General features: G+C 34.1%; 12 protein-coding genes and 2 pseudogenes. 13 read left to right on the top strand and 1 reads right to left on the bottom strand.

Going from position 1 to position 17292, the window contains the following annotated elements:
• Window positions 1–82 precede the first annotated feature (82 nt).
• From RGF10_RS17005 to RGF10_RS16980, 6 genes are all read left to right on the top strand, one after another.
• Window positions 83–427, top strand: coding sequence for a chemotaxis protein CheD (locus tag RGF10_RS17005; RefSeq protein WP_318503981.1), 345 nt, complete (start codon window positions 83–85; stop codon window positions 425–427).
• Between the two features lie 14 nt (window positions 428–441).
• Window positions 442–4653, top strand: a complete 4212-nt coding sequence (locus RGF10_RS17000; RefSeq protein ID WP_318503979.1) for a PAS domain S-box protein — start codon at window positions 442–444, stop codon at window positions 4651–4653.
• A 13-nt stretch (window positions 4654–4666) separates the two neighbouring features.
• Window positions 4667–5065 carry a response regulator transcription factor gene (locus RGF10_RS16995; protein ID WP_318503977.1) on the top strand — a complete coding sequence of 133 codons (399 nt, stop codon included), beginning with the start codon at window positions 4667–4669 and terminating at the stop codon, window positions 5063–5065.
• A 110-nt stretch (window positions 5066–5175) separates the two neighbouring features.
• Window positions 5176–6924, top strand: a complete 1749-nt coding sequence (locus tag RGF10_RS16990; RefSeq protein ID WP_318503975.1) for a sensor domain-containing protein — start codon at window positions 5176–5178, stop codon at window positions 6922–6924.
• Window positions 6925–7318: 394 nt separating this feature from the next.
• Window positions 7319–7936 carry a nitroreductase family protein gene (locus RGF10_RS16985; protein WP_318503973.1) on the top strand — a complete coding sequence of 206 codons (618 nt, stop codon included), beginning with the start codon at window positions 7319–7321 and terminating at the stop codon, window positions 7934–7936.
• Window positions 7937–8130: 194 nt separating this feature from the next.
• The gene (locus RGF10_RS16980; protein ID WP_318503971.1) at window positions 8131–8568 is read left to right on the top strand and encodes a YfmQ family protein; all 438 of its coding nucleotides are present in this window, start codon (window positions 8131–8133) and stop codon (window positions 8566–8568) included.
• A gap of 318 nt (window positions 8569–8886) precedes the next feature.
• Here RGF10_RS16980 and RGF10_RS16975 read toward each other — a convergent pair whose 3' ends face one another.
• Window positions 8887–9078, bottom strand: coding sequence for a hypothetical protein (locus tag RGF10_RS16975; protein WP_318503970.1), 192 nt, complete (start codon window positions 9076–9078; stop codon window positions 8887–8889).
• Between the two features lie 232 nt (window positions 9079–9310).
• On the opposite strand from RGF10_RS16975, the gene RGF10_RS16970 reads away from it, so the two are divergent.
• The 7 genes and pseudogenes from RGF10_RS16970 to RGF10_RS16940 all read left to right on the top strand — a co-directional run bounded on the left by RGF10_RS16970 (window position 9311) and on the right by RGF10_RS16940 (window position 17147).
• Window positions 9311–10750, top strand: a complete 1440-nt coding sequence (locus RGF10_RS16970) for a MocR-like pyridoxine biosynthesis transcription factor PdxR (RefSeq protein ID WP_318503968.1) — start codon at window positions 9311–9313, stop codon at window positions 10748–10750.
• Window positions 10751–11035: 285 nt separating this feature from the next.
• The gene (locus RGF10_RS16965; protein WP_318503967.1) at window positions 11036–11476 is read left to right on the top strand and encodes a PCYCGC motif-containing (lipo)protein; all 441 of its coding nucleotides are present in this window, start codon (window positions 11036–11038) and stop codon (window positions 11474–11476) included.
• Between the two features lie 31 nt (window positions 11477–11507).
• Window positions 11508–11687 (top strand): hypothetical protein, encoded by a 180-nt coding sequence (locus RGF10_RS16960; protein WP_318503965.1) that lies wholly within the window; start codon window positions 11508–11510, stop codon window positions 11685–11687.
• 275 nt (window positions 11688–11962) lie between these two features.
• Window positions 11963–13069, top strand: coding sequence for a histidinol-phosphate transaminase (gene hisC / locus RGF10_RS16955; protein ID WP_318503963.1), 1107 nt, complete (start codon window positions 11963–11965; stop codon window positions 13067–13069).
• 16 nt (window positions 13070–13085) lie between these two features.
• The gene (locus tag RGF10_RS16950) at window positions 13086–14390 is read left to right on the top strand and encodes an aminotransferase class I/II-fold pyridoxal phosphate-dependent enzyme (protein ID WP_318503961.1); all 1305 of its coding nucleotides are present in this window, start codon (window positions 13086–13088) and stop codon (window positions 14388–14390) included.
• 70 nt (window positions 14391–14460) lie between these two features.
• Window positions 14461–15935: pseudogene (locus tag RGF10_RS16945) on the top strand (aminotransferase class I/II-fold pyridoxal phosphate-dependent enzyme).
• Between the two features lie 55 nt (window positions 15936–15990).
• A pseudogene (locus tag RGF10_RS16940) lies at window positions 15991–17147 on the top strand (aminotransferase).
• Window positions 17148–17292 lie beyond the last annotated feature (145 nt).

Below are 17292 nucleotides of genomic sequence, written 5' to 3'. Positions count from 1 at the left end.
ACAAGGATGATATTCTCAAAACTTACGCATTAGGATCTTGTATTGGAATTACCGTGTATTCTAGTCGAAGGAAAGTAGGGGGATGGGGCATATTGTCCTTCCAAGAACAATGGATTTGCAGAATGCGAGCGAAAAGCCGGGTTATTATGCTTTAACAGGTGTTCCATTCCTAATAAATAAAATTTGTACTGAGTACAAGTGTTCAATTTCTGAGTTAGAAGTGAGTTTATTTGGAGGGGCGAACTCAATCCGAGAGAAGGATTCTTTTCAGATTGGAAAGAGAAATGCTGAAGAGGTTTTAAAGATGTTAAAAATATTAAATATTAAACCTGTAAGTACAGAAATTGGTGGATATTCGAGTAGAACGATAGAAATGGATATTTTGTCAGGAAATGTGAAAGTAATTAAACAACCGATAAGGTTCTAAAAGGAGATCAGTTGATGATATCAATTAACAATAGTGTATATTCTAAAGCTTCTTTTTTTGAAGCAACACTTGATTGTATTGGTGACGGAGTTATTGCAACTGATTTATATGGAAAAGTTGTATTCCTAAACCAAAGGGCAACTGAAATTACAGGTTGGGCAGTTGAGGAGGCAATTGGAGTTGACTATAGAGTTTTATTTTCCATTATAGACTATGAAACAAGAGAAATTTGTGAAGACATAGTACAAAGGGTCATTGAACAGAAGGAGTCAACTGGCCTCAAAGAAAATACAGTCCTGATCTCAAAAAATCTTGATGAAAAATATGTCTCAGCAAATGCTTCACCGATTAAAAACTTAGATCAGTCTGTAACAGGAGTAGTGCTTGTTTTTCGGGATATTAGCAAAATTAAAAAAATGGAAATATCAATCAAAAATGAAAGGGATAACTTTGAAAATATATTTAATACCGCCCCAATTGGGGTAATCGTAGTGGATGAAAATAATACAATAAAAAAAATAAATGAGAATGCCCTCAGGTATATAGACAGTGAAAACGAGCCTATTATTGATCAACTTATAGGCAATGGAATTGGATGCAGTGGTTCACTTGAAAATGAAAGAGGATGTGGTTATGGACAAAATTGTCAGGGGTGCTATATTAAAACTGCAATTGAAATGGCAGTTTTGAATGGAGTATCCACAAAAAACTTAGTTTTTCCAAAGGTACTTGTTCGGGGTAAGAAATCAAAAGTAATTTGGTTTAAAGCAAGCACGACACCAATGATGGTTAATGGGAAAAACCATGCCGTAATTGTTTTACTAGATATAACTAATAATAAGAACAGAGAAGAAGAGATTCTGAAGGCAAGAGACCAATATTTAACGATGTTAGAAACATTTCCTTACATGATTTGGAAAACAAATATTCATGGGGAATTGGTCTACATAGATAAAAAATGGTTTGAATATTTTGGAAAGTCTCAAGAGAATGATTTATTAAATGATTGGATGAATTATGTTCATCCTGAAGATCAGGTTAAGTTGAAAGAAATTCACGACATTTCCATCACCAATCAAAAACCTCATGAATTTGATATTAGGGTCATAAATTATAAACGAGAATTACGCTGGATTCATATTGAAATAAGACCTTACTTCTATGAAAAAAATTTTGACGGTTATATGAGTATGGCTACAGATATTACAGAACGGAAATATGCAGAAGAACGATCTGAAAGATATCAGATTTTATCAGAACGTTCAAATGATATTATTCTTTTTGTTGATGTTGACGGAAGGATAATTGATGCAAACGCTGCTGCATTGAATGTTTATGGTTATAGTCATAAAGAATTAACTTCTATGAATGTTAAAAGTTTAAGAAAAGAACCGTCACTTACTGATTCACACTTACAACAAGCTTTAGATAAAGGCTTGTATACTGAAACGATCCACCTACGCAAAGATGGTGGTGCTTTTCCCGTTGAAATTAGCTCACAAGGAGCAAATTTTGGTGATAAAAGGGTAATAGTTAGTTTTATAAGAGACATTTCTACTAGAAAAAAAGCTGAAAAGGCTTTAATAGATAGCGAAGAAAAGTTTCGGTTAATCTTCCAAAACACCTCTAATGGGCTCTTTGTAGTGGAAGTTACTGAACATAATGATAAAGGAAATTTAATTGAAGTAAATGAACGTGCATGCACTATTTTCGGATATAAGAGAGATGAACTTCCTTATTCAAGTCCATTTCTTTTTATTGAAGATGGGGATAAAAAGGAAAAACTTATTAGAAAAAGAGATGAACAATTAAAACACGGAGAATCAAAGGTGGAACTCAGGTGCAGGAATAAGAATAATGAGTTAATTGATATCGAAGTAATTAGTCGTGTTTTTATTCACAATGAAAAGAAAGTCTTGTTAGAGATGGTTCGAGATGTGACAGAACGAAATAAAGTGGAAAAGGAAATTACAGAAAATAAACAAAGATATCAATCATTGTTTTTAAACATGAAAGATGGCTTTGCATTATATAAAACGGTTTGGGATGAAGAAGGACTTCCAATTGATTTTACTTATGTAGAAGCTAACTTATCTTATCAGAGAATTGTTAATAGTGTTGATAATAAATTATCACAACATTTCCCTAAAGCCCATCATAAATTAATAAGTTTGATTAGGAATGCATATATAAAAAAAGGACAATTTAAGAGTCTACAAATTAAAAATTATTTTTCTGATGATTTACAAAAATGGCTTTCTATATCGGTTTTTTCACCTTCCTCTGGACACATAGCGTTTATTATTAAGGATATAACGAAGGAAAAAAATTCGTATACCAAGCTTTATCAAAGTGAAAAAAAGTACCATTCATTATTCATGAACATGAATGGTGGTTTTGCTTTCTGTAAGGTTAACTTTGATCATAAGGAACAACCAGTGGACTTTGAATTTTTAGATGTAAATGATTCTTTTGAAAAAATAATAAAATTAAATCAATTGAAAGGAATGAGAAATTCTCAATTAAAGGAAATTGGGATTAACCACACAGAACCACATGAAAAAATATTATGGGAAATTGCGTCAAATCCAGGAAGGAAGAAGGAATTCGAAATTTTTTCCCAACAAAATAATGAATGGTACTCTGCTGTGGTTTATAGTCCTGAAAAAGATTACTTTGTTGTTATGTTATTTGACATTACTGAACGTAAGTTCGCTGAAATAAAATTAGAAAAGGCAAAACTTGAGGCGGAACGAGCTAATCATGCGAAAAGTGAATTTTTGGCCAATATGAGTCACGAAATAAGAACACCTTTAAACGGTATGCTGGGTATGATTGATTTGACATTGTTAAGTAATTTATCCTTTGAACAAAAGGACAATTTACTTACAGCAAAAACCTGTGCGAACTCATTGCTACAGATTATTAACGACATTCTTGATTTTTCTAAGATGGAAGCTAGGAAGCTTACGATTGAAAAAATAAATTTCAATATTCATCAACTAGTTGAAGAAACGGTTAAGCTGCACTCACGAAGCACTGCAGAGAAAAACATAGAATTAAACTATTCGTTATCTTCAGCAATCCCAGAAAATATAAAAGGTGATCCAAATCGGATTAAGCAAGTAATAAATAACTTACTTAGTAATGCAGTTAAGTTTACTGATCAGGGTGAAGTCAGCTTAATTATAAGGAAAATAGCCGAAACAGCGAAGGATGTAACGTTGAAGTTTTCAATTATTGATACAGGGATAGGGATTGCGAAAGAAGATATGGGTAAATTGTTTAAAAGCTTCAGTCAAGTTGACGGATCTTTTACCAGAAAAGTAGGTGGTACAGGGCTTGGGCTTGTTATTTCAAAGCAATTAATTGAGATGATGAATGCTGAAATATTCGTTGAGAGTAGCGTAGGAGTTGGAAGTACATTCTCTTTTATTATTACCTTTGATAAAGGTGAAAGGGTCGAAGATGATAATATCAGCATAGAACCCCCGAAAGAAAACGGGATTTCATATTCAATTCTTCTCGCAGAAGATGATAAAGTAAACCAAAAAGTTATTAAAAAAATACTTGAAAATCGAGGACATTCCGTTCAGGTTGCGAATAACGGTATTGAAGCAGTAGAAATGTTTAAAAATGGCAACTTTGATCTTGTGCTTATGGATATTCAAATGCCTGATATGGATGGACTCGAAGCAACAAAAAGAATTAGGGAATTTGGAGGAAGTGCTAAACGGATTCCAATTATCGCTGTTACAGCCTATGCCCTACATGGGGACCGAGAACGCTTTATGAATAATTCTATGGATGAGTATGTGTCCAAACCTATAAATGCAGAAGAATTATTTGAAATCATTGGAAAAGTTATGAAGGTGCCAATGGATCAGGAAAATCTCAGTTTTAGATTAAACGAAAACGGTGAAATTGAATTTTTCCATAAGAAACCTGAGGAGGCTGTTGGATTAAGTCAACCATCTTCTTTTAAAGAGTTAAGTAAATTAGTAGATGAACTAATGTCTAAACTACAACAAAGTGAAATGGAATCAATTGATAATCTTGCGCATAGAATAAAAGTCCTGGCCAACTTAATCGGTTTGGATGAAATTAAAACTATGGCATTTAAGACTGAATTGGCATCAAGAAGAGGTAATTTAGTTGAAACCTATCAGTTTTCTTTAAAAATCCATGATGAGTTTAAGATTCTCGAAAAAGCTATTAACTTATAAAGGAGTAATAACAATGAAAATACTAATTGCCGAAGATGATCTAGTAAGCAGAAAATTTCTTTTAAAGTTTTTCTCGGGGTATGGAGAATGTGATGTGGTGGTAGACGGTCTTGAAGCACTAGATGCCTTTCTGATCGCAGTGAAGGAAAATTCTCCATATGACCTCATTTGTTTAGATATTATGATGCCCAAAGTTGATGGAGTTAAGGTACTTAAAGCAATTAGAGATTACGAAAAACAGACTAAGGTTTCAAGTGATAAAAAGGCAAAAGTCATTATGATAAGTGCATTGGCAGATACACAATATGTACACAAAGCATTTGATATTGGTTGTGAAGCTTATGCAGCCAAACCTGTTGATATTGAAAAATTAATGAATGTAATGAAGAAGTTAGAACTAATCGTTGACTAAGTTGGTTTTATTAGTGTTAATTAGATTGTTTCATTTAGATTAAGTATTTGATTGTAAATTACAATGATTAGTCATGATAAATCAAAGGAGTACGTTGGGGAAGGGGTATTTTGGAAAAATTTCAACATATTAGTCAATACAACATTTTTAAAGAAAAACTGAACGTTATTCATAGTAATAAATATGAAAATTTGTTGATACAAAACAACAAAGATATAATTGCAATTATCGATCCTAATGGTCAAATCAAATACATAAATCCAACAATAGAAAGGGTTTTAGGTTATAGAGCTTCAGAGAGTATAGGTACTATGCTCGTCAAATATATTAATTTTGAACATCTTTATATTTTTCAAAATCTGATTAATGAAATTATGAAAAATCCCAATATTTCAGTCCGAACTGAATTAAGACTAAAACATAAAAACAATTCTTATATCTGGTGTGAAGTACAGGGAACTAATTATTTTAGTGATCATCAAATAAATGGAATTGTCATTTACGTTAGAGATATTTCAGAACAAGTGAGACTAGCAGGAGTAAGTAATCAAAATACTTATTTTGATTACTTGACTGGGTTACCGGATCGTAGGAGTTTCGAGAATAAATTAAATCAAGAAATAGAAAAAGCCAGTAACAATAAATCTATTTTTGCGTTATTGTTATTAGATTTAGATGAATTTAAACATTTAAATGATTCCCAAGGGCACCATATGGGAGATCAGTTACTAAAAGATGTTTCAGTAAGGATTAAAGCTGCTTATGATGAAGACGTATTTTTGGGCAGACTCGGTGGAGATGAATTTGTTTTTTTGCTTAAAGATATAAAAAAATTCGCAGAAATTCATAAAAATGCCAAGAAATTGGTAAATCTAATTAATAATACTCCATTCAAAATTAATGATAATGAATTTTTTTTATCAGTAAGTATTGGAGTAAGTACATATCCTCATTCAGGGATAAATCTTAGCGTATTATTGAAAAATGCAGAAATGGCAATGTACCATGCAAAGAATAAAGGGAAAAATCAATATCAATTCTTCTCCCCAACCATGGATGTAAATAGTAATAAACAGTTTACATTAAGGAATGATATGAACAGAGCTATAAATAATGAAGAATTTGTTATATATTATCAACCACGCTTTGATCCAATCACCAATAAAACTACTGGTGCAGAAGCGTTAATACGATGGCAGCATCCAAAATGGGGAATGATACCACCGAATCAATTTATTCCATTGGCGGAGGAAACCGGTTTAATTAATCCCATTGGTGAATGGCTAATTAGGAGAGTTTGTAACCAAATTAAGGCGTGGGAACGAGAAAACATAACACCTTTAAAAACTTCTATTAATTTGTCCTCTTTACAATTACAGAAACCTAACTTTGTAGAATTGGTTTCCTCGATACTTGTTGAGGTGGGGCTTGATCCAAAATTTTTAGAATTTGAGATCACTGAGAGTGTAATTATAAATAGAGAAGAACAAGTCTTAAAGACATTAACTGAAATTAATAATATTGGCATAACGATAGCACTAGACGATTTTGGGACCGGATATTCAGCTTTAAGTTATTTGCGGAAATTTCCATGTAAAACAATTAAGTTAGATAAAAGTCTTATAGATGGTATTCATAACGTTGTTGAAAATTATCAAATAGCAGCAGCTATTATTAACCTTTGTCAAAGGCTGAAGAAATCTGTAGTAGCCGAAGGCGTCGAGACAAAAGAACAGTTAGATATATTAAGGCAATTATCCTGTAATGAGATTCAGGGTTATATTTATAGCAAACCATTGGATGAGTATGAATATGAAAGAAATTTGTATAACGGTGAATGGTTTAAATCTGAAACTTAAGTATTTTGAGTTAGGAGAGGTTTACTCTCAACTAAAAAGTATAATATCAAGAAATTAAAAATAGAAGGCTCGGAATTTTACCATGCAGAACCTTTTAGGGTGACTATTAAAACTAGGAAGAATTAAATTCCTAGTTTTTTTGACTTTAAACTTTATTATGGATTAGGCCTCAAAGAAGAAACAAGGTTAAAACCAAAAAGTAACTTCTGTAACTAATTCTCATTTATAAACACTAAAGTTAGTAACATTAAAACAAAAATTATGTTAATAAAATATAATCTATTTACACAAAAGAAGTCACATGTTATTATCTCATTTTCGAGATGTTTTATTTTGAGGTTTTTTACGGTATTCTGGGAAAATAAAAGTCTAAACAGAAAGAGATGTGGAAAAAATGGATTTTATTGAATTAGCAAAAGCTAGACGTTCGGCCACAAACTTCCAAAAAGATGTAAAAATAACAGAAAAGGAATTAAGAGAAATATTTGAGGTGGTTAAGAGCCATCCTTCTAGTTATAATCTTCAAACAACACATTATTATGTCGTCACATCTGAAGAAAAGAAAGCACAAGTTAAAGAAGCATCATATGGACAGCACAAAACCCTCAGTGCATCTGCCACTATTATCGTATGTGGAGATAAGGAAGGTTATAAAGAAGCTCCCCGCTTATACGAAGGAATGAAAGTGTTGGGAATTATAGATAAATATGAATATGAACGAACTATTGAGTTAATTAATAACCTTTTTGCAAATAATCCGAGATTTGTAGAAGAAGATAATGTTCGAAACGCTTGTTTATCCGCCATGCTCTTCATGTTATCAGCAAAGGATAAAGGCTGGGATACATGTCCAATGCATGTTCAAAATGTCGATATAATCAAAGAAATCTATGGGATTCCTGATCACCATCAGCCAATTTTAATGATTCCAATCGGGAAAATGACCACACATAATATTCGTCCTCGGGGTTATCGAAAGCCTGTTGGCGAATTTGTGCATTTTAGTGATTAATACATAGGTAAAATTAGAGCTTCAGTTAAAGTTTATTTACATTATGAAATACATCTAAATGTCTTATTCTCGTATGACCATGATTTTATTAAAATTGGACGGCAATAAAAACCCCTTATTGGATGGTACAGAATCATCCAAATTGATTTAAGATTAAATGGTCAAATTTTATAATCAAGGGGATGATGAGAGATATGACATGGGGAGTAATATTGTCGATTGTTCTTCTAAGTCTTATTAAATTACTAATGACCTGTCTTCCAACGGGTACGGTTGAATGGATTTTAAGTTATTTTGAAACTCATTCTAAGCTTAACGACGAGAATGTTACCGTAACGATTGACCGGAAGCCATTAGACGGGAAGAATAAAGCTCAATTTATTCATTTTTTCAACCAAGCTATTTTTATCGAAAAATATTACATCTGGCCTGGTACAGAGCAAAGATATTTAAATCCTGAGAAGGGCGGGAACCCAATCATCATTAATACAAAAAGAGGCAAGAAAGAAATTCAGCTTTTTGTGTTCCTTTACGAGGATCGTGTAGATGTAGTTAAACAGTACAAGAAGAAAGTAGTAGCGTATAGCCTGCATTCAGATAGCTTACAGGAAACTCAAATACTTGCAATATAGAATAATTAAGTAGCTCAGCTTAAATGAAAGAATGCGTTAATCAACCAGTGATTAACGCATTTTTTTGCATTATGTGCTTCAGTTCCATCGCGGGGACTTTGCCAGCTCGGTTAGGGCCCAAATGACATTGAACATAAAGACAGCTATTAGGATTGGTACCCACATGATCCAACATTTGCCGTGACGTTCCCTTAATACACCGATGAAATAGCCGGAGAAAAACAATGTAACCATAGCCAATACTAGAAATAACATAAGAAATAATTGCATTTTTTTCGATACTCCATTCTTCAATAGAATTCGTAGAATTTTGAATGCTTAATTATTCGTGATGTACCATGCTAAACCGATAATAGATACTAGAATGACGACGATATAAATAGAAGTCAGTCTAAAGGTATTTTGCTTAGTTTCCTTTTTATAGTTTTCGTCTGATTTTGTTGTAAGTACCAGTGTTCCAATAATAGCGACCACTAGGGTAATGCCAACAAGTCCATAAGCGATTGTCAAAATTTATCCCCCTTTATTCATTACCAGTTTTTCTTTCAGAGAAAAATCCATCCATTAACCTTTGATTCAATTATTTTTGCTTTCTATAAATACATAACAAGTTTATTTTAAGGATAAACAACAAAAGGATAACCATCCAATTACAAAGAAAATAGCCCATCCACTAGATATATTTTTTTTAGAGCTGATATAATTAAATTCATAGAAATATTTAATAGAGGTGAAGTGTATTTTGGAATGGAAACCCAATCGGTCTGATAAAAAGCCCGTTTATAAGCAAATTGCTGATTATATAGAACACGGAATTTCCACTGGATTATTTTCTCCAGCAAGTATGCTGCCTTCTGAACGAGCCCTTGCTGAATCATTGCAAGTAAACAGGAGCACGGTGGTAGCGGCATATGAAGAATTACAGTCTTTAGGTGTAGTAGAAAGAAAAAAAGGAAGCGGAACAAGAATTAGTACAGATATATGGGGATTGACACATAAGCGGATTCCGAACTGGGGGAGGTATTTGGAGGATGGTTCTTTTCTTCCTAATCTTCCTGTGGTCCGAAAACTCCGAATGAAAACGCAGGAACATGCTCTTATTAACATGGCAAGTGGAGAGTTGTCCTCAAACTTATTTCCGAACAAACAATTTCAACATTTATTTTCACAGCACCTGTTTACTGGACATTTAGGCTATGATCACCCTCTGGGGAATGAGGAATTACGCGAGACTATATCTTCCCATATCAAGCAATATAAGAATATTGTCTCAAATCCCGAGTCTATTCTTATTACATCGGGTGCTCAACAGGCCCTCCATTTAATTGTACAGTGTCTATTGAAACCTGGGGATGCGGTAGCAATTGAGGATCCTTCTTATAGCTATTCCCTTCCCATTTTTCAATCAGCAGGATTAAGAACGTTTCATCTTCCGATTGATGAGCATGGGGTGAATCCTGACGATATTCGAACCATGTACAAGCAGCATCGAATTCGAATGGTCTTTTTAAATCCAGATTACCAAAATCCAACGGGGACCGTATTATCCTTCGAACGTCGCCGCCAAATATTGGCTTTATCGGCTGAGTTTGGGATTCCCATAATTGAGGATGATCCCTACAGTTTAACTTCCTATAATGGTGAAATAAACTCAACGCTTAAGTCAATGGATGATAATGGTAATGTCCTTTATATTAGTTCACTTTCCAAAATTGTTGCATCCGGTTTAAGAATCGGATGGGTGACCGGCCCTACAAATGTTATTCAACGACTGGCAGATGCGAAACAACAGGTAGATTTTGGCCACAGCATATTTCCACAATGGGTGGCAAATCAATTTCTTTTATCAGAGCAATTCGATTCACATATTACTCATTTAAGAGTCCAGCTAGAGAATCAGAGAAACCAAATCGTGGAAAGTCTAAATGATTTACTAGGACAAAAGGTTGAATTTTTGTCACCTAGAGGTGGAATCCATCTTTGGGTGAAAGTTAATCAATCTGTAAATGAAAATCAACTATTGGAAGAATCCTTAAAAAAGGGTGTCGCATATGTCCCGGGGAATGTTTTAGGGACAGAAAAAGGGTGCCTTCGTTTCACTTATGGAAGAGCAGGTCAAAACATGATCAAAGAAGGGATCTATCGATTTGCAGAGGCGTTATCAAATGTGGATAAAATATGACCTTAATGAAGGCCTGGTGTGATGCTGCACTAGGTCTTCTTTTTTCTAAACCTTGATACATAAGGATTTTATTGATAATTAAATTTATTTTATGAATGAAAATACATAAATTGGATGAGGAAAAACTTTAAGGATTGGATGGTCCTTTAATTTATGTAAATTCCTTATGATATAGATATAAATACTAGGAATTTACGCAAAGGAGATGGTTAGAAACATAGCAAATACTCGTTTCGTAACTAGGCACAATGAAGTCAATAATAATTGAAATGGAGCTTTATTTACATGAGATATTCTAATTTCATCATGGTTTTACTCTTGCTTATAGGGTTGTTAGCAGGTTGTAGTTCAAAAAATGATTTATCACTGGATTCAAAGCATGCAAAATTTCCAGACTTTGTTTTATCGACCTCGCCACAAGTGCAGGAGACTTATGTAATGGCATCACAGAACCCTGAAGTATTGGCTTCTGTCCCATGTTTTTGTGGTTGCGGTGAAGGGGCCGGCCATATGAGCAATCTTGATTGTTTTGTCAAAAATATGGATTCAGACAATGCAGTAACTGAATGGGACCCACACGGAACCGCTTGAGACATTTGTGTCCAAATCGCCCGTGAGGCGGTAGAAATGAGTCAAGATGGAAAAGAGCTTAAGGAAATTAACAATTATATTAATGAAAAATATGAATCATATGGAACACCGACTCCAACTCCTGTTCCAAACTAATATTATAATCATAAAAAAGAGGTAGTTGAAAATGTATTGCAAAGAATATTGGATTTTAGTGAATGAACTAGTTACTGAAGAAGAGGTTGAAGAATACGAAGAGTTTGAAACAAAAGAAGAAGCTGAGGAGTATAGACGTTCAAATTTACACCGTTATGGAAAATATATGCCCAAAAGAGTTAGAATTACGAAAGAATTTGTTTCAGACTAACATTATCCATTAGTGGTGCTTCAATTATAAATCCAACTATAGACACAAGTAAGTTGTCCACTTGAAACTTTGCAGCATTTTTAAATATCCTTAAACGGTGAAATAATTCTATTTTTTTAAAAGGGCAGTGGTGATCCATTGCCTCTTTTATTTCTATATTTTTTTGGTTTTATAATTACTAGATTCTAAGAATAAGCAGTGGATGATACAAATTCCCGATGATTGGATGGTTTCAAAATTCGACATTGATTTATTATGGAATAGTGCAAGAAAGGATGAACAGAATGAGTTTAATTGAACCCCGAAAATCATTAAGCAAAATTAAGCCATATTTACCTGGAAAACCAATCTGGGAAGTGCAGAAAGAATTAGGTTTAGATAGGGTAATTAAATTAGCTTCTAATGAAAATCCTATCGGACCATCACCAAAAGCTATCAAGGAAATTGGCGGCTGCTTAACAGAATTGAACCGATATCCGGATGCAAATGCCACAAACCTTAAGAATACTATTACAAGAAGGCTTGGTTTGAATGAAAAGAATCTCATCATAACAAATGGAGCAGATGAACTGATTACTTTAGTTTCTGAGACGTTTTTAGAGCCTGGTGTTGAAATCATTGTCCCTTCGCCATCCTTTAGTGAATATGATTTTGGAGCCAATTTAATGGGTGCAAACGTTGTAGCTGTTCCTCTTGGTGAGGATTTTCAATTTAACATTCATGCTATTGTATCTTCCGTAACGGAAAAAACAAAATTAGTATATATTTGTTCCCCTAATAACCCGACAGGGACATATTTGCCTAAGAATAAACTTGATCAATTATTAACGGCCCTACCAAAACATATTCTGGTAGTTTTTGATTCTGCATATAGCCATTTTGCAACAGCTGCTGATTATACAGACGGTATTGAATTTGTTAAAAAGGATTATCCGATTATTGTTCTACAAACCTTTTCAAAAATATATGGTCTAGCAGGACTGCGGGTTGGTTTTGGAATCTCAAGAGAGTCCATTATAAATGATATTTTGAAAGTGAAGGAACCTTTTAATGTCAATTCCTTGGCCCAAGCTGCAGCAACTGCTGCTATTACAGATGAAGATCATGTTGAGGCATCGAAAGAAGTGAACAGGGTCGGACGTGAACAACTGTATCATGCATTTGATGAACTGAAGTTAAAATATTATGAAAGTATGAGTAATTTTGTTTTAGTCGAACTAGGACCTAAAGCAAAGGATATCTATCATCAATTGATGGCAAAAGGAATTATTGTTCGCTATGGAAATACTTGGGGGATGCCAGAGTTTATTCGCATTTCTGTTGGAACATCAGAAGAAAATGCTACCTTGATTGATCAATTAAAAACTATTCTAAACCATTAATAAAGGGGACAGAGCATTGAATGTTTTGGCAAAAAAACTAAATGATACGATAAAAAATGAAAATTCATATATATATGATATGCTCTCCAATCTAGGAAAACATTTATACTATCCAAAGGGCATACTCAGTCAAAGTGCGGAGGCCAGCAAAAAAGCATATCGATTTAATGCAACGATCGGTATTGCTACTGAGAATAATCAGCCAATGCACTTTAAACATATACAGGATCAGTTAGTCGGATATTCACCTAAGGACATTTATCCATATTCACCACCTGAGGGAAAAAAGAGCTTGCGTCTAGCATGGAAAGAAAAATTGTTACGGGATAATCCATCTTTACAAAATAAAAAGATAGGTTTACCTATTGTAACGAATGCTCTTACACATGGACTCAGTGTAATTGCTGATTTATTTGTAGACTCTAACGATACAATCATCATACCTGATAAATATTGGGGAAACTATCATTCTATCTTTCATGTAAGACGAGGTGGAAATCTGGAAACTTTCCCGTTATTTGATGAAAATCAACAATTTAATGTTACCTCTTTTAAAAAATCTATAATGAAACAATCATTATCCGGGAAGGCAATTGTTTTGTTGAATTTTCCCAATAACCCAACTGGCTATACCCCTCATATTGAGGAAGTAGAACAGATTATTTCTGTATTAAATGAAGCAGCGTTAGCGGACATTAAAATAGTCGTCATATTAGATGATGCTTATTTTGGTTTATTTTACGAAGATTCCATAAAAGAATCATTGTTCGGTAAACTCTCTGGATTACATCCAAAAATATTACCCATTAAAATAGATGGAGCGACGAAAGAAAATTTTGTATGGGGTTTGCGAGTTGGATTTATCACCTATTCGGCTGAGAGTCAAGCGGTTTTGGAAGCATTAGAGGAAAAAACAAAAGGGATTATTAGGGGGACCATTTCGAGTTCTTCTCATTTGTCGCAAACCATTACGTTGGATTCATTACAATCCAAACAATTTGAGAAAGAAAAACAGAAAAAGTTCACAGTGTTGGAACGAAGGGCTCGAAAAGTAAAGGAAATTCTACTAAAAGAAAAATTTCAAAATAAATATTGGTCTTTTTATCCATTTAACTCGGGCTATTTTATGTGCCTTCGGTTAATAAAGATCAACGCTGAAAAACTTAGAGTGCATTTATTAGATCAATATGGGGTAGGGACCATTGCGATTAATGATACAGATTTAAGAATTGCCTTCTCATGTGTTGAAGAAAACGATTTGGAAGAGCTGTTTGATCTTGTTTACAAAGGCGCAATGGACTTAGAGGAGAAAGGGGATTAAGAGAATGGTTTCAGGATTGGCTACATTAGAAAGAGATTTAGATATAGATTTAGATATTGATAAAAAACAAATAAGTACACAATTTGATACACCATTATTTACGGCTCTTATAGAACATGCAAAAAAAGATCCTATTCAATTTCATATTCCTGGACATAAAAAAGGGAGAGGGATGAATCCGGATTTTAGAGAATTTATTGGAGATAATGCGCTATCGATTGATTTAATCAATATCGGTCCGTTAGATGATTTACATTTGCCAAAAGGAGTCATAAAAGAAGCTCAAGATCTTGCGTCAGAAGCATTCGGTGCAGATTATACCTTTTTTTCAGTACAGGGGACAAGCGGAGCAATTATGACTATGGTTATGTCGGTTTGTAATCCTGGAGACAAAATTATAGTACCAAGGAATGTCCATAAATCAATTATGAGTGGAATTGTCTTATCGGGAGCTATTCCTGTGTTTGTACATCCTGAAGTCGATCCTAAACTGGGCATTTCTCATGGGATTACACCTGATTCTGTAGAGAGAGCATTAAAACAGCATCCAGATTCGAAAGCTGTACTTGTAATAAATCCAACATATTTTGGAGTTTCTGGAGATTTGAAAAGAATTGTAGACATTGCTCATTCTAGAAATATTCCAGTGCTAGTTGACGAGGCTCACGGTGCGCATATTCATTTTCATCATGAATTACCAATATCCGCTATGAAGGCAGGTGCTGATATGGCAGCAACAAGCGTTCATAAACTTGGTGGTTCACTTACTCAAAGTTCAATCTTAAATTTACGTGGGAATCTCGTATCACCACAGAGAGTACAAGCGATATTAAGTATGTTGACAACAACCTCAACCTCTTATTTATTGCTTGCCTCATTGGATGTAGCTAGAAAATCTTTGGCAACAGAGGGACAAGCTTTGCTTGAAGATTGTATTCGACTTGCAGAGAAAACACGATATGAAATAAATCAAATTGAAGGTTTGTATTGTATGGGGAAAGAAGTGTTACATTCATCTGCTGCGGCTTCCTATGACCCAACAAAACTTTTAATCTCTGTAAAAGATTTAGGTGTCTCTGGACATGACGTAGAAGTATGGCTACGTGAAAAATTTAATATTGAAGTTGAGATGTCGGATTTATACAACATTCTTTGTATTGTCACATCAGGTGACTGTGAAGTGGATTTATTTATACTTGTAAAAGCTTTAAAGGAGTTGTCTGTTAAGTATAGAAATTCTGTTTCCAAACAAAATCCATTCGTTATATTGCCAGATATTCCTTCATTGGCATTAACACCTCGTGATGCCTTTTATGCAGATACGGAAGTAGTTCCAATTGAACAATCTGTGGGAAGAATCATCGCAGAATTTGTTATGGTTTATCCTCCTGGAATTCCTATTTTCATCCCAGGGTGAGGTTATAACATTGGAAAATATAATCTATATTAAAGAAAATATAGAGGCAGGACTTCCAGGTTCAAGGTGCAGAGGATTCTGAGTTAAACTATTTGCGAGTGGTAAAAGAACACCATGCAATAATGTAAAAATAATAGTCGGGTATTTTTCAGATGTCCAGGTAATAAAAATGGTGATTGGATTATGCGATCTAAGTTATCTTCATTAGTTATTCAAATAAAGCCATCTGGAATACGGCGATTCTTTGATTTAGCCGAAACAATGGATGGGGTTATCTCACTTGGGGTGGGGAACCAGACTTTGAAACACCATGGTCAATTTGTCATGCTTCTATTAAGTCCATCGAGCGAGGTTATACATCGTATACTGAAAGAGAAGGACTTCTTGATTTAAGGAAAGAAATTTCCTATTATATGAAAAGTCGTTTTCAAGTTACCTATTCACCCTATACAGATATTCTTGTGACTGTTGGTGGAAGCCAGGCGTTAGATATTTCGCTTAGGACTATTTTAAATCCAGGTGAAGAGGTTATCATGATAGAGCCGAGCTATGTTGCTTATGCCCCATTGATTACTCTGGCAGGTGGGAAGCCGGTTCTAGTCCAAACTTCAATTGAAACCGAATTTAAGCCTCAGCCTGAACAAATAAGACGAGCTATAACAGAAAGGACTAAAGCCATTCTTATTTGTTCTCCTAATAATCCGACAGGAAGTCTATTAAATAAACAAGAGTTAAAATCAATTGCAGAGATCGCTATTACTCATGATTTACTTGTGATTACTGATGAAATATATGCTGAATTATCCTATGATGATTCATTTTGTTCGATTGCCGCTATTGAAGATATGAGAGAACGAACGATTATTGTTTCGGGATTTTCAAAGGGATTTGCAATGACTGGATGGAGATTAGGATATATATGTGCGCCAGAATTTGTAACACAAGCTATATCAAGAGTAATGCAAAATACGCTTGTTTCTGTTCCTTCGATGACTCAATATGGAGCAATAGAAAGTTTGAGAAACGGTAAGAACCATGTAATCGAAATGAGAAAAAGTTATCGCCAGCGACGTAACTTAGTGGTTAGTCATCTCAATGAAATGGGCTTGAAATGCCATGTGCCTGGTGGAGCATTTTATGTGTTTCCATCCATTCGTAGCACAGGGCTTTCATCGGAGGAGTTTGCTGAGCAGCTCTTAATCAGCCAAAAGGTTGCAGTCGTTCCTGGTAATGCCTTCGGTGAAAGTGGAGAAGGTCATATACGTTGTTCCTATGCCTCCTCGATGGATAACCTAAATGAAGCGATGAAAAGAATGAGGGATTTTTTGAAGAGTTTATAATGCTAGAAAAGATTGACACAAAAGGTTTGAATAGTGCAAGGTTAAAAACTGAAAATTGGATGAACAGATCATTGAATTTTTTTATTAATGGTATTTCCAAATCATTTAAATATATTAAATTCTTAATAATAAAAAACTTCACCTA

This window comes from Bacillus sp. T3 (assembly GCF_033449965.1).
GTDB lineage: Bacteria > Bacillota > Bacilli > Bacillales > Cytobacillaceae > Bacillus_BU.
The sequence above is the reverse complement of the archived record's forward strand: the minus strand, read 5'-3'. Positions and strand labels throughout refer to the sequence as shown.